This window comes from Anaeromyxobacter oryzisoli, from assembly GCF_022690765.1.
GTDB classification, from domain to species: Bacteria; Myxococcota; Myxococcia; order Myxococcales; family Anaeromyxobacteraceae; genus Anaeromyxobacter; species Anaeromyxobacter oryzisoli.
The window spans coordinates 22,176-35,905 of record NZ_JALCZA010000003.1 but is presented as its reverse complement, the minus strand read 5'-3'; the positions used below and the strand labels follow the sequence as shown (position 1 = coordinate 35,905).

Here is a 13,730-nt window from a genome sequence, read left to right as displayed (position 1 = left end):
TCCCCCCGGCGTGGGCCGCGCCTCGCGCACCGTCGCGGGGCGCGGCCCGGTTCTCTCCCCGCCGCCGCGCGCGGGACGCGCGCGCCGGTGGGCGGCAGGGACGGTGCAGGAGAGGAGGACTCGTGGAGCAGGTGCTCTCGCCGGAGGGGAGCCTCGCGCTCGCCGTCGCGGCGCTCGTGGCGGTGCTCGGGTGGCGGTTCACGCTCCCGGAGCGTGGCCGGGATCTCGCCGCGGTCCTCGTCTTCGTCGCCGCCGTCGCGGTGACCTTCGCCGCGGGGCGCGGGCTCGTGCCCGGCGGCGGTCCGGTCGCGGCGGCGCTCCCCGTGCGCGTCGTGGGGGCGGCGCTCCTGGTCGCGGGGCTCCTGCTCGCCGGCAGCTCCTTCAAGGCCCGCCTGCTCGCCGGGCGGGGCCACCTCGCTGAGTCCGGTCCGTATGCCCGGCTCCGGCACCCCCTCTACGCCGGACTCGCGCTGGTCCTGGTCGGCCATCTCCTCCGCCTGCCGTCGCGGGCGGGCGCCCTCGCCGTCACGATCGCGCTCGCCCAGTACCTCTGGCTCGGGGGTGTCGAGGAGCGGGAGGCCCGCGCCGCGTTCGGCGAGGCGTGGGATCGCTACGCGTCCCGGACCCGCGCCCTGCTGCCGCGGCCGCGGCGCGCACGGCCATAGCCGAAGGGTGACCGGCGTCGCCGCGGAGGCGCGCCTCCCCGCGGCGAGGCCGGATCGGCACCGCGGCGGACGTCACCGCGCGCGGATGATGACCTTGAGCGCCCGCTCCTTCGCCGCGTTCCCGAACGTGTCGTAGGCCTTCGCGATCTCGTCGAACGAGAACGTGTGCGTGACGAGCTTCTTCGCGTCGAGCCGCTTCGACGCGACGACCTTGAGGAGCATCGGCGTCGTCACGGTGTCCACGAGGCGGGTGGTGAGGGTGATGTTGCGGTCCCAGAGCTTCTCGAGCTTGAGCACGACGCTCTTGCCGTGGACGCCGATGTTCGCGATGTGGCCGCCGGCCGCCACGATGTCCTGGCAGAGGTCGAACGTGGGCGGGATGCCCACCGCCTCGATGGCGACGTCCACGCCCCGCCCGCCGGTGAGCGCCATCACCTTCTCGGCCGCCTTGCCGTCGCCGCTGTTCACCACCTGCGTCGCGCCGAACCTCCGCGCGACCTCGAGCCGGTTCTGGTCGAGGTCCACCATGACGAGCTCGGCCGGCGAGTAGAACTGGGCCGTGAGGAGCGCCGCGAGGCCGACCGGGCCGCCGCCCACGATCGCCACGGTGTCGCCGGGCTTCACGGTGCCGTTCAGGACCCCGCACTCGAAGCCGGTGGGCAGGATGTCGCTCAGCATCACGAGCGCGTCCTCGTCCACGCCCTGCGGGACGTCGTAGAGGCTGTTGTCCGCGAACGGGATGCGGACGTACTCGGCCTGGGTGCCGTCGACGAGGTTGCCGAGGATCCAGCCGCCGCCGTTCAGGCAGTGCGAGTACATGCCCCGCTTGCAGTTCTCGCACTTCCCGCACGAGCTGACGCAGGAGATGACGACCCGGTCGCCCTTCTCGAAGCCCGAGACCGCCGGGCCGACCTCGTCCACCACGCCGACGCCCTCGTGACCGAGGATGCGACCGTCGGTGACGGCGGGCACGTCGCCCTTCATGATGTGCAGGTCCGTGCCGCAGATCGTCGTCCGCTCCACCTTCACGATCGCGTCCGTCGGCGCCTGGAGCGTCGGCTTCGGCTTCTCCTCCCAGGCCTTCTTCCCGGGTCCGTGGTAGACGAGCGCCTTCATGTCCTCTCCTCCTCGAGCCCAGCTCGGGGCTCGCGCCGTGACGCGTCAGTACACGAACGAGATACGCACCTGCCCCACGTCGTGCACGCGGCGCGCGCCGGGCGGCACGCGTCGCAGGTCGTTGGTGCGCCAGAGCTGGGCGTAGCCGAGCTCGACGCCGCCGAGGCGGACCACCGCGCCGACGTCGAGCTCCGCGATCCACGGCGCGGGGGAGACGAGGGTGGTCACGCCATGCAGGAGCGGCGCCTCGATGAGCGCGTCGTAGGCCACGTAGCGACCGCTCGCGCCGCCGAAGACGTACAGCTCCACCGGGAACCTCGGGCGGACCGATCGGCGCGGCGCCTCCATGAGGCCGCCGCGGAGCTCGAGCCCGAGCCAGGCGGCGTCGTAGGTCGATCCGAGGTCGAGGCGCGCCCGCGGCGAGACCCGCACCGCGAGGCGCGACCCGGTCCACGCGCTCGCCGCGCCGAGCGACGCGCTCGCCCGGACGAGGTCGAGCTGGTAGCGGAGCGAGAGGTCCGCCGTGACGCGGTTCCCGACCTGGTAGAGGGACCAGCCCGCCGGATCGGGCGGGCTGCCCGAGCCGGACAGGTCGCGGAGGAGGCGGTGGAAGCCGGTCTGGATCTCCGCCGCGCCCGAGCGCGGGCCGATGGTGCCCACCGCGACCTCGACCCCGAAGGTGCTCGCCCCGGGACCGTCGGCGTCGGCGCCGAGGTGCAGCGAGAGCGGGGCGCGGTCGAGCTCGACCTCCCAGAGGAGCGCGGCGTACAGCCAGCCAGCGTACGGGCGATCCTGCCGGAGCGCGTCGAGCTCGGTCTCGCGGATGTTCGTCGGGGTGTAGATGTTCTGCCCCACCGCGAAGCCGAGCCGCTCGCGCCCCTCCGGCGCGAGCGGCGTGCGCGACGCCCAGAGGGACGAGATCCGCAGCCCCTGCGTGTAGGAGGAGTCGGTGCGGTGCGGACCGATCCCGAGCCCGTCGTTCTCCTCCTGGATCGTGAAGCGCGAGCCGGACCCGGTGGGCAGCGGGGTCGGCTCGGCCGCGAGGACCTGCAGCTCCGACCCGCGCGCGGGCGCCGCCTCGGCTGGTGGGAGCGAGGCACGCAGGGCGGCGGTCATCACCCCGGCGGCTCCGGGGGCGGGCCGATCCCCCGCTGGCGCCGCCGCGCGGGCGACGGCGTTCACTCCGGAGGCGGCCACGCACGCGCCGTCCACGTTCGACCACCACCTCTGGACCACCCAGCTCGCGCCGCTCGCGCCCGCGACGGTGCCGTCCTGGCCCAGGCAGATGTCGCCGATCTCGCCGCTCACGGGGTCGTACCAGGCGACCGGCGGTCCCAGCGTCGTCGCGAGGCCGCCCTCCGGATCGGTGATCAGCTCCGCCAGCTCGTGCGAGGCGATCGAGGTCGCGGCGGCGAGCCCGCCGCCCGCCCCGCACCCGGCGTCGCAGCCCGACCCGGGTGACAGGTCCGGCAGCACCGCGTAGTACACGTTCCGTCCGTCCCACTCGAACGCGCCGTGGTAGGCGCAGAACGTCGCGCAGCTCGCGCCGCGGCCGAGGGTGATCGTCCGCCCCGCCGGGAAGTGGATCAGGTAGACGGTCGCGACGTACCCCGCCGCGTCCAGCGCGGGGGCCGGGAGCACGCCGGCGGAGAGCTGGTCGGCGAGCTCCGCCACGACGTTCGCGTCGTCCACGATCGGAGCGTCGTTCGCCGGGTCGGGCGCGATCCGGATCGTCTCCGCGAGCGCCCCGCGCACGATCCGCTGGCCCGTCCCGGGCTGACCGTTCGCCGCCACTCGATCCGTGCCGTACTGGGCGAGCCCGTCCAGGTACGGGCTCCCGACGAGGTCCGCGAGGAAGCGCGCCATCGACCGCGGCCCGTCGCCGGCCACGAACGGCGCGAAGGGGCCGTCTCCCCAGAGCACGTTCACGACCTGCACGCTCGAGACGACGCGGCCGCCGAAGTACGTGACGTGCGCCCGGACCGGCGCCAGGGCCGCGGGGCGACCCGGGGGGACGACGTGCATGGGGTGCCCGCCGCGCAGCCCGCGCGAGGGCTCGACCGCCCCCGTACTCTGGACGTCGAGGAGGAGCGCCGCCGCGGCTCCGACGACGGCGGCGGCGCGGTGGAGCGAGGCGCTGGGCGTCACGGCGAGACCTCCTGCGGCGCGCCGGCGGGGCTCTCCTGCGAGCACCGGCGCGCTCCGTCGCAGGGCGCGCGACGGGCCGCGCGCCCGGCCGCCACCATGCTCATCGCGCTCACGGTGCGAACGTGCCCGATGCAGGCGCCGCGCTCGCCTGCGCCACCGGCGCCGGCTCTGCCGGGCCGCCGACCGCGCTTCGAGGCGGGAGCGTGCGGCGACGCCTCGACCCGGAGCCGGGTGCGCGCGCGTCCGCGGCGGACCGCCCCGGATGACACGGCGCATGGCCGCCGCTCCGCTTATGGCGCTACCGCCCGCACGAGGTCGATGCGGGATGCGAGCGGGCACCGCCACAGGGGTCGTTCGATGAGCGGCTCGCCGACGGCCGAGCGGTTCCGCGCGGCGGCGACCGCGTCCGCCGCCGCCCTGCTCCTGTTCGCCGCCGGGCTCCTGGCGTGGCGCTCGGCGCCGGTCCTCGCCCTCCTCCTCGTCGCGCTCCTCTTCGCGATCCCGCTCCGGCGGGTGGTGGCGTGGCTCGAGCACGCTGGGCTGCCCCGCGTGGTCGCCGCCCCAGCCGTGATCCTCGCCGCGGGGGCCGCGGTCACGGCCGTCGGCTTCGCGGTGCTGCGCCCGGCGGCGCTCCAGGGCGCGGAGCTGATCGCGGCGATCCCCTCGCTCCTCGACGACCTCCGCCGCTCCGCCCGCGCCGCCGCGGTGATCCAGTGGCTCGGAGGCGACGCCGCGATCGCCCGCCTGCGGGAGAGCCTCCCCGCCCTCGCCGGCGGCGCGCTCGGCGGCGCGGCCTCTGCGGCGAGCGGCGTCGCGGGGTTCGTCGGGCAGGCGGGGACGGTCATCGCCGCGACGATCATCTTCGTCGCGGTGGGCGAGTCGCCGCTCGACGCGGGCGCGCGGCTCGTCCCGGCGTCCCACCGTGCCCGGTGGCTCGCCGTCGCGGACCGGCTCGAGGAGGACCTCGCGGGCTATCTCACCGGCCTCGCCGCGATCGTCGCCGCCCGCGCCGCGGTGTCCACCGCGGCCCTGGCGCTCCTCGGGGTCCCCTTCCGTCTCCCGCTCGCGCTCCTCGCCGCGGCGACCGTCCTCGTCCCGTACCTCGGCGCGGTGCTCCGGTACGCGGTGCTCGTCGCGGTGTCGCTCGCCGCCGGCGGCTTCGGCGTCGCCGGCGCGATGCTCGTGTTCCTCGCCCTCTACGACCTCGTCGAGAACGCGGCGCTCTCGCCCCTCGTGTTCCGCCGGACGATGGCGCTCTCGCCGCTCGTGCAGTTCCTCGCCGTGGTGTTCTTCGGGTACCACGGCGGCGTGGCGGGCGCGGTGCTCGCCCTCCCCGTCGCCGCGGCGATCAACGCGGCGCTGGTGGAGGCGCGCCGGCCACCGGCGCGCCGGTCGATCACGGGAACAGGGTGAGCCGCACCCCCGCCTGGAAGGTGGTGTGGAGCGCGCCGTCCACCGAGGTCGGGACCTCCAGGACCTGGAGGTGGCGGAACTCACCCAGGGACACCGCGCCGTAAAGGCCGACCCCGAGCGCCGAGCTCGAGCGGAGATCGACGCCGCCCGCGAGCCGCACGTACTCGCGCCCGGTGTACTGGACGGGATCGGGGTGGCCCGAATCGGTCGCCACCGAGGCGATCTCCCAGCCGGTGCCGACGGCGAGCCACTTCGCCGCCGGGCTCACCGGATCCCAGGTGTGCCGGAGCTGGAACCCGAACCGGCCGGTGATCCCGCTGCAGTCGATCCCCTGGGCCGCGCAATAGGTCCGGTACGACTCCGCCGGGTCGCCGACGCCGAGGTCCGCGTAGATCCCGAGCCCGATCGCGGGCGTGAGCCGGACCCCGCCGTCGATCGAGAAGAGGAGCTGCGGCTCGAGGACGTCGCTCATGGAGAAGCCGGTCTCCGCCCTGCCCGCGAAGAAGTTCGCGCCCAGGCCGAAGGAGCCCCAGAACGGGACGAGCGCGGGGGCCTCGGGGCGCGCGTAGGCCGGCTCCGGCGCGGGCGGCGGCGGGTAGGGCTCGGGGCGCGAGGGCGGATACGCCTCGGCGCGGGGCGGCTCGGGCTCATAGGTTGGCGGCTCCGGTGCCGGCCGCGGGGAGACGCGACGACGGGAGACGGAGCCGTCCGCGTACTCGATGCGTGCGAGCTCCTCGCGGTCGTACCGCCGCACCGTGCCGTCGAGCAGACGGATGGTCACGTCGTGGCGGGGCGTCTCCTCGAGGACCGTGCCGCGCACCCGGCCGCCGCCGACGAAGTACAGCGTGTCGAGCGGCGCCGAGGCGCCCGGCTCGCGAGCCGCGGGCGGCGCCTCGTCGCGCGGCGCGGCCGGCGGCCGGGACTGCACCTCCGGCGCCGGCGGGGCGGGCTGCACACCGTCTACGGGTTGGGCGTTCTGTCCGGCCGCGAGGGCAGCCACGAAGAGGACTGCGAGCATGATGCCTCCAGTGCGAGGTGTCGCCTCGGGGCCCCCTGAAGCGAGGACCGTGCCGCGCGGCCGGACCCGCGTCGCGACGCGGGGTTAGCGTTCGCCGCGCGGGGCCCGCCCGGTCCAGGGACGCTCACCTGTGGCACCGGATTCACGGTGGGGCTGCTGTTGACGCGCTCGAGCGCACCCCCCGGCGGACCCGTGCGCCGGGCGGCGTCGGAGGCCCAGGTTTCGGAGCGTGAGTCTTGGGGCGATCCTCTCGCTCGCGATCGCGCTCCTCGCCGGCGCGGGAGGGGCCGACCTCACCGCGCCGGACACGAGTCATCCGGCAGGTCGCGCAGAGCCCCCCCCTCGGTCCGAGCCAACCGCGCCGGACGGGAGACCCGACCGGCTCCACGCGCCCATCTACGCGATCCACCCGGCCGTGGACGTGCCGGTGCTGGCCGCCTCGGCCCTGGTCATCGTCGTCCCCTCGCTCCTCGCGAGCGAGATCATCGACGAGCGCTGCCCATGCGATCCCTCCACGGTGAACCGCTTCGATCGGGGCGCGATCGGCAACCACGACCGCGCCGCCTCCGCCGCGAGCGACCTGACCCTCGGCGTCGCGATGGCCGCGCCGGTCGCGCTCGAGCTCCTCTGGGTCCGCGGGCAGGCGGCGCTCCTCACGGACCTCGTGATCTACGCCGAGGTGCTGCTCGTCAACGGCGCCCTGGTCGAGATCGCGAAGTACACCGTGCAGCGGCCGCTCCCGCGCACCTACGCCGGCGATCCCAACCTCGTCCGCTCCGCGGGCGGTTACCGGTCCTTCTACTCCGGCCACACCGCGGGCACCTTCGCGGCGCTCTCCTTCGCTGCGTTCACGATGGGGCGACGAACCGACCAGCGTGTCTGGCCGTGGTTCGTGGTGGCCGGGGTGGGTGCGAGCGTCGCGGTGGAGCGGGTGGCCGCGGGCTGGCACTTCCCCACCGACGTCATCGCCGGCGCGGTGATGGGAACGCTGGTCGGCGTGGGGGTCCCCTGGCTCCACCTCCGGCACGACCTCGCGGTGGTCCCGGTCCGCGGCGGCGTGGGGATCGCGGGGCGGTTCTGATGTTGTCGCGTGCCCGTGACCGTGTTCCGTCACCGCTCCCCGTGCCCGCCTCGCGTGTCCCGCGTCCCGTGGCCCGTGAATCCGCCGAGACCGAGGATCGGGCCAGGGGCGACGGGCCACGGGAAGCGGGGCGCGGAGCACGGAGAAGCCGGTGACGGTGACGGGTCACGGGTGCGGGTTCGCGTGCGGGTGCGGGTGGCATCCTGAAACGCGGGATGAACCGGTCTAACATCCACCCCATGCCCGTCCTCGTGGCCGTCCGCGATCTCGTCTTCCGCTCCAAGATCCACGCCGCCGCCGAGCGGCTCGGCGTCCCGATCCAGCTCGCGCCGCGCGGGGCCCCGCTCGCCGACGCCGCGCGCGCGTTCGGCGAGGGCACCGTGATCGTGGACCTCGCGGAGCCCGGGATCCTCGAGCAGGTGCGGGCGGCCAAGGCGGCGCCCGGCCTGCGGGTGATCGGGTTCCTCGGACACCTCGAGGCCGATCTGGCCCGCGACGCGGCGGCCGCGGGGGTGGACCAGGTGCTCTCCCGAGGGCAGTTCGTCCAGCGCCTCGACGCGCTGCTCCAGGGCTAGCGCGCGCGCCCGCCGCAGGTCTGCAAGCGCCCCATCGGCAGGCCGGAGGGCGGGCGCCGCGCCCCCCGGGCGGTCACGCCCGGGCTCCTTGCGCGCGCCCACGCGATGGGGGATGGATTTGCGCGTGGATCACGCCTCCGACGGGCAGGCGCCCCGCTTCAGCGCGCCTCAGGAGCGCGATCTCTTCCGGCTCCTGGTCGAGAGCGTGAAGGAGTACGCCATCTTCATGCTCGATCCGACGGGGCACGTCGCGAGCTGGAACGCCGGCGCCGAGCGGATCACGGGGTACCGCGCGAGCGAGATCATCGGCCGGCACTTCTCGGTGTTCTATCCGCGCGAGGACGCGCTCTCGGGGAAGCCCGACATGGAGCTCCGCGAGGCGACCGCGAGCGGCAGCTACCAGGAGGAGGGCTGGCGGATCCGCAAGGACGGCTCGCGCTACGTCGCGAACGTCGTGATCACGGCCGTCCGCGACGCGGACGGCGCGCTCCAGGGGTTCGCCAAGGTGTCGCGCGACCTCACCGACCAGCGCGTCGGCGAGGAGGCCCGGCGGGGCCTGATCCACGCGCGCGAGCAGCTCCGCGCGCGCGACGACTTCCTCGCCATCGCGTCGCACGAGCTGCGGACGCCGCTCACTTCGCTCCAGCTCGTCGTGCAGAGCCTCGCGCGCGGGGTGCACCCCGGGGAGCCGGTGACCGCCGCGCTGGCCCAGCGGCTCGCCGCCCTCGAGAAGCTGGTCGCCCGCCTCTCCCGGCTCGTGAACGGGCTGCTCGACGTGACCGCGATGTCCTCGGGCCACCTCGAGCTCCAGCGCTCGCGGTTCGATCTCGTCACCGCGGTCCGCGACGTCGCGGTGCGGCTGGCGCCGGACGCCGAGCGGCAGGGAGGCTCCCTCGTCGTCGAGGCGCCGGCGCCCGTGGTGGGCCGCTGGGATCGGCGGCGGATGGGCGACGCGCTGTCGGCGGTGCTCTCGAACGCCGTGAAGTACGCGGGCGCGGACCGGATCACCGTCGCCGTGCGCGCCGAGGGCGGGCGCGCGTGCGTGGTGGTCGAGGACCTCGGCCCGGGGATCCCGCCGGAGGACCAGGCGCGGGTCTTCGAGCGGTTCGAGCGCGCGGTCCCGCTCGCGCACTACGGCGGCTTCGGGCTCGGGCTGTGGACCGCCCGGCAGATCGTCACGGCGCACGGGGGCGACATCTCGATCCACAGCAGCCCCGGCCGCGGCTCCCGGTTCGAGCTCCGGTTCCCGCTCGAAGCCTGATGGATGCGCGGGACGGCGGCGTCGGACTGGGCTACGATCACCGGCGCAACGCAACCCGGCACGACCACCTCCACGCGAACGACATGATCGACAAGGCCTCCGCCACCGCGCCCCGCTCCCGGGCGCTCGAGCTCTCCATCGCCGTCCTCGCCACCCTGGGGCTCGCGATCGCCGTCTACCTCGTGCTCGCGCACGCGGGGATCGGAGGGCACCTCTGCCAGGCGATCGCGAGCGAGCGCGTGAGCTGCGACAAGGTCGCGGCGAGCGAGTGGGCGATCCTCGCCGGCGTGCCCCTCGCCGCGTGGGGGGCCCTCTCCTACCTCGCCGTCCTCGCCCTCGGGCTCGTCGCGCTCCGCCCCGGCGCCAGGCCCGGCGCCGCGGGCGGCCTCCTCGTGCTCCTCACCGCGTGGATGAGCCTCGTCGCGATCTTCCTGGCCTACGTCTCCGAGCGGGTGATCGGGGTGCTCTGCCCGTTCTGCGCGCTGTCCTGGGTGGTGTCCTTCGTCCTGCTCGGCGTCTCCGTCCCCTTCGCGCGCCGGGCGGGGGGGATCGGGGCCGCGCTCCGGGCCGACCTCGCCGACGTCGCGAGGCGGCCCGGCCCGTGGGCCACCCTCGCCGCCGCGCTCCTCGTGCTCGCGGCGGGGCTCTTCGTGGGGTACCATCGGCCCGTGGTCGCGGCGGCGACGGGACCGCTCACGGTCCTCGAGTTCAGCGACTACCAGTGCCCGCACTGCGCGCGGATGCACGTCGCGGAGCGGGCGATCCTCGCCCGCAACCCGCAGCTCCGGCTCGAGCGACGTCACTTCCCCCTCGACCAGGCGTGCAACCCGCTCCTCAAGCGCCCGTTCCACGCGCGCTCCTGCGAGCTGGCGCGGGCGGCGCTCTGCGCCGACGCGCAGGGCCGGTTCGCGACGATGGACGACGCGCTGTTCGCGAACCAGCAGGCGCAGCTCCCGCTGGACACGCTCGCGACGCAGGTCGGCCTCGATCTCGACCGCTTCCACGCGTGCCTCGAGTCGCCCGAGACCGCCGCCCGCCTCCGCCAGGACATCGACCAGGGGATCGCCCTCGGCGTCCGCGCGACGCCGAGCTACGCCGAGGACGGGAAGCTCTACGAGGGCGACCTCGCCCAGCTCCTCGCGGAAACCGCCAAGCGGCGGCGCTGACCCTCGGGTGCAGGCTTCGTCACGTCCTCGCACGAAGAGCAGGAGGCGGCACCGGCGCGTCGGGCTCCAGCTCCGAGTGGGCAAGCCCCGCGTGAGAGAGTCCCGCTCTCCGCGCTCGAGGACTTCCTCTCGGGCTCGCGATGAGGGACCGCGCCGCAGACGCTCTCACCCCTTCGCAGCCGCCCCCCTGAGCTCCAGCCCGAGCGCCCTGATGACCTTCATCACGGTGCCGAACTCCGGGTTCCCACCTGGCGACAGGGCCTTGTAGAGCCCTTCGCGAGTGAGGCCCGTCTTCCGCGCGAGCTGGGACATCCCGCGGGCACGGGCGATGTTCCCGAGCGCAGTCGTGATGAATGCGGGATCGTCACGGCCCTCCTCGAGGCAGGCTTCCCAGTACCGGGCGATGTCCGCCTCGGTCTCGAGGTGCGCTGCCGAATCCCACTTCTTGAGCTTGACCTTGCCTGCCATCTTCGGCTCCTACACCTGCTTTGCCAGCCCCTTCGCGCGCACGATGTCCTTCGCCTGCGTCGCCTTCCCGCCGCCCACGAGCAGGATGACGACCTCGATTCCTCGCTGCAGGAAGTACACGCGGTACCCGGGGCCGTAGTCGATCCGCATCTCCGCGACCCCCTCACCAACAGGCCTGCAATCTCCCAGGTTCCCGGATTCGGCACGGTCGATGCGCGCCTGGATGCGCGCGGCGGCCCTCCGGTCCCGGAGACGCGCGAACCACTTGTCGAAGACCGGTGTCGTGAAGATCGCCGGCACTTGTCCACGTTAACCATGGCTTACATGCCTGTCAACCATGGTTGGCGCTGCTGCCGACGCGTAACTACCCGCCGCAGGAAGTGTGGCAAGCGTGATCTCGGCTGGCGAGGACGATCGCGCGAGGTGGACGAAGCTGGTGGCGGACTTCGAGTCAACGGACCTGAGCTTCAGGAGGGGCAGCAACCGCCTCTCCTCTGCTTCGACGGCAACGGGACGCGGCCGAGGACCGTCTCATGCACGATCGTGAGCGGCGCCCCGGCCCTACGAAGACTCATCGCAGCCTCGACCTTGCGCCCGTAGTGCTCAGCGGCCCACCCGCGCCTGCAGGTGCGCAGGGTAGCGGTCGCCGTGGATGGTGATGCGGGCCGCCGCGCCGTCGATGTCATGCAGGTCGTCGGGTGAGAGCTCGACGTCCGCCGCGCAGAGGTTCTCCTCGAGGCGATTCAGCTTCGTCGTCCCCGGGATCGGCACGATCCACGGCTTCTGCGCGAGCAGCCAAGCGAGCGCGATCTGCGCCGGCGTCGCCCGCTTCCGCGCGGCCACCTGCTGGATGACCTCGACGAACGCCTGGTTCGCCCGGATGTTCTCGCGCGTGAAGCGCGGAAAGGTCGTGCCGCGCAGGTCGCCCCTTCCGAACTCGGTGCTCTCCGTGATCTTCCCGGTGAGGAATCCCTTGCCCAGGGGGCTGAAGGGGACGAAGCCGATGCCGAGCTCTTCGCACGTCGGGAGCACCGCCTGCTCGGGCTCGCGCCACCAGAGGGAGTATTCGCTCTGGACCGCCGCGACGGGCTGCACCGCGTGGGCGCGCCGGATCGTCTGGACCCCCGCCTCGGAGAGGCCGAAGTGCCTGACCTTGCCCTCGGCGATCAGCTCCTTGATCGTCCCGGCGACGTCCTCGATCGGCACGTTCGGGTCGACGCGGTGCTGGTAGTACAGGTCGATGGCGTCCACGCGGAGGCGCCGGAGCGAGCCCTCGGTCACCTTGCGGATGTTCTCCGGTCGGCTGTTCAGCACCTGGTGGCCGGCGGGCGCGTCGAGGTCGAAGGCGAACTTCGTGGCGATCACCGCCTGCCCGCGGAACGGCGCGAGCGCCTCCCCGACGATCTCCTCGTTCTCGGCGCCGTAGATCTGTGCGGTGTCGAAGAACGTCACGCCGCGCTCGAAGGCTGCTCGAACGAGCGCGACCGCCTGCTGCCTCTCGGTGGCCGGTCCGTAGCCGTGGCTCAGCCCCATGGCACCGTAGCCGATCGACGAGACCTCGAGTCCGTTCGTCCCCAGCGCGCGTTTCTTCATCTTTCGCCCTGCCTCACTGTTTTCCGGGGCGCTTCCACCCCCGAGAAGACGAGCACCTGGTCCGGGAGCCGGGCGCCGCGGATCTCGAGCGCCGACACGGCTCCATTCAGCTCGGCGAGCTCGGTCGACGTGAATCGCACTTCGGCCGCCGCCCCGATGTTCTCGAGCATGTGCGCCCTCTGCGTCGTCCCCGGGATGGGCACGATCCAGGGCTTCTGCGCCATCTGCCAGGCCAGCGCGATCTGCGCGGGCGTGGCACGCTTCCGTTCGGCCCAGCGCTTCAGGAGTCCGACGAGCGCCAGGTTGTGCGGCACGTTCTCCGGGGAGAAGCGGGACTCGACCCCGCGAATGTCACCCTGCGCGAATCGCGTATTGGCGTCGATCGCTCCCGTGAGGAAGCCCACTCCGAGCGGGCTCCACGACACGAAGCCGATTCCAAGCTCCTCGCAAGTCGGGATGACTTCCTTCTCGGGCCCGCGCCAGAGCATCGAATACTCGTTCTGGACGGCGGTGACCGGCAGCGTGGCGTGAGCCCGGCGCAGCGTGTCGAGCCCCATCTCCGAGAGACCCCAGTGCAGGACCTTGCCCTGCTGCATCAGCTCCTTGACCGCTCCGGCGACGTCCTCGATCGGGACCTCGGGATCGACCCGGTGCTGGTAGACGAGATCGATGCGGTCCGTGCGAAGGCGCTTGAGCATCCCTTCGACGGCGAGCTTGATGTGCTCGGGCTTGCTGTTGAGCCCCGGGCGCCGCTCACCGGTCTCGAGATCGATGTTCCAGCCGAACTTGGACGCGATCACGACCTGATTCCGGAACGGCGCGACACCCTCGCCGAGAATGCGCTCGACCTCGTGAGGGCCGTACGCCTCGGCCGCATCGAAGAGCGTGACGCCCCGGTCGAAGGCGGTCCGGATGATGTTGATCATCTCGGGTCGGCTCGGGATGGTGGTCTGGCACGTGCGGCTCATGTTCTGGACGCCGAGGCCGATGCTGGAGACCTCCAGCGCGCCCAGCCTTCGCCGCCCGTCCGCCGCTGGTGCACGCGGCCTGCTCGGCGCCGCCTGCTGCGCAGCGGGGTGCGCGGCCGTAGCCAGAAACGGCGTCGCAACCAGGGCTCCTCCCGACAGCAGGAAGGAGCGGCGTCCGAGCACGTTCTTGCGTTCCGATGTCATGTGCGATCTCGATGCGGCCACGCATCCCTCACAGCTCCTGCCGTGTCGGGCGGA

Annotated in this window: 13 protein-coding genes; 6 read left to right on the top strand and 7 right to left on the bottom strand. The window is 73.6% G+C overall.

Annotation, left to right across the window (positions count from 1 at the left end):
• The first annotated feature begins 122 nt into the window (after positions 1-122).
• A complete protein-coding gene (locus MNZ27_RS23855) occupies positions 123-665 on the top strand; it encodes a methyltransferase family protein (RefSeq protein WP_242392250.1) in 543 nt (180 codons plus the stop codon).
• 72 nt (positions 666-737) lie between these two features.
• Here the strand turns inward: MNZ27_RS23855 and MNZ27_RS01490 are convergent, their stop codons facing one another.
• Both MNZ27_RS01490 and MNZ27_RS23850 read right to left on the bottom strand, forming a co-directional pair.
• On the bottom strand, positions 738-1,781 hold the full coding sequence (locus MNZ27_RS01490; protein WP_242392249.1) for a zinc-dependent alcohol dehydrogenase family protein: 1,044 nt from the start codon (positions 1,779-1,781) through the stop codon (positions 738-740).
• Positions 1,782-1,826: 45 nt separating this feature from the next.
• Positions 1,827-3,929 carry a lipid A deacylase LpxR family protein gene (locus tag MNZ27_RS23850; protein ID WP_242392248.1) on the bottom strand — a complete coding sequence of 701 codons (2,103 nt, stop codon included), beginning with the start codon at positions 3,927-3,929 and terminating at the stop codon, positions 1,827-1,829.
• 357 nt (positions 3,930-4,286) lie between these two features.
• Between MNZ27_RS23850 and MNZ27_RS01480 the strand changes: the two genes are divergently transcribed.
• A complete protein-coding gene (locus MNZ27_RS01480) occupies positions 4,287-5,342 on the top strand; it encodes an AI-2E family transporter (RefSeq protein ID WP_242392247.1) in 1,056 nt (351 codons plus the stop codon).
• On the opposite strand, the gene MNZ27_RS01475 is transcribed toward MNZ27_RS01480, so the two are convergent.
• Positions 5,326-6,360, bottom strand: a complete 1,035-nt coding sequence (locus MNZ27_RS01475) for a hypothetical protein (RefSeq protein WP_242392246.1) — start codon at positions 6,358-6,360, stop codon at positions 5,326-5,328. The genes MNZ27_RS01480 and MNZ27_RS01475 overlap by 17 nt on opposite strands.
• 229 nt (positions 6,361-6,589) lie before the next feature.
• Here MNZ27_RS01475 and MNZ27_RS23845 point away from each other — a divergent pair, with 229 nt between their 5' ends.
• From MNZ27_RS23845 to MNZ27_RS01455, 4 genes are all read left to right on the top strand, one after another.
• Complete coding sequence (locus MNZ27_RS23845) at positions 6,590-7,441, top strand: phosphatase PAP2 family protein (RefSeq protein WP_242392245.1); 852 nt, start codon at positions 6,590-6,592, stop codon at positions 7,439-7,441.
• A gap of 239 nt (positions 7,442-7,680) precedes the next feature.
• Positions 7,681-8,016: a hypothetical protein gene (locus MNZ27_RS01465; protein ID WP_242392244.1), complete on the top strand. Its 336-nt coding sequence runs from the start codon at positions 7,681-7,683 to the stop codon at positions 8,014-8,016.
• Between the two features lie 124 nt (positions 8,017-8,140).
• Positions 8,141-9,277, top strand: a complete 1,137-nt coding sequence (locus MNZ27_RS01460; protein ID WP_242392243.1) for a PAS domain-containing sensor histidine kinase — start codon at positions 8,141-8,143, stop codon at positions 9,275-9,277.
• The gene (locus MNZ27_RS01455; protein ID WP_242392242.1) at positions 9,277-10,443 is read left to right on the top strand and encodes a vitamin K epoxide reductase family protein; all 1,167 of its coding nucleotides are present in this window, start codon (positions 9,277-9,279) and stop codon (positions 10,441-10,443) included. The genes MNZ27_RS01460 and MNZ27_RS01455 overlap by 1 nt, the downstream gene beginning before the upstream one ends.
• A gap of 165 nt (positions 10,444-10,608) precedes the next feature.
• Here MNZ27_RS01455 and MNZ27_RS01450 read toward each other — a convergent pair whose 3' ends face one another.
• From MNZ27_RS01450 to MNZ27_RS01435, 4 genes are all read right to left on the bottom strand, one after another.
• A complete protein-coding gene (locus MNZ27_RS01450) occupies positions 10,609-10,911 on the bottom strand; it encodes an addiction module antidote protein (RefSeq protein ID WP_242392241.1) in 303 nt (100 codons plus the stop codon).
• Between the two features lie 9 nt (positions 10,912-10,920).
• On the bottom strand, positions 10,921-11,211 hold the full coding sequence (locus tag MNZ27_RS01445; protein WP_242392240.1) for a type II toxin-antitoxin system RelE/ParE family toxin: 291 nt from the start codon (positions 11,209-11,211) through the stop codon (positions 10,921-10,923).
• A gap of 303 nt (positions 11,212-11,514) precedes the next feature.
• On the bottom strand, positions 11,515-12,504 hold the full coding sequence (locus tag MNZ27_RS01440; protein WP_242392239.1) for an aldo/keto reductase: 990 nt from the start codon (positions 12,502-12,504) through the stop codon (positions 11,515-11,517).
• Positions 12,501-13,676 carry an aldo/keto reductase gene (locus MNZ27_RS01435; protein ID WP_242392238.1) on the bottom strand — a complete coding sequence of 392 codons (1,176 nt, stop codon included), beginning with the start codon at positions 13,674-13,676 and terminating at the stop codon, positions 12,501-12,503. The genes MNZ27_RS01440 and MNZ27_RS01435 overlap by 4 nt, the downstream gene beginning before the upstream one ends.
• Positions 13,677-13,730: the final 54 nt, after the last annotated feature.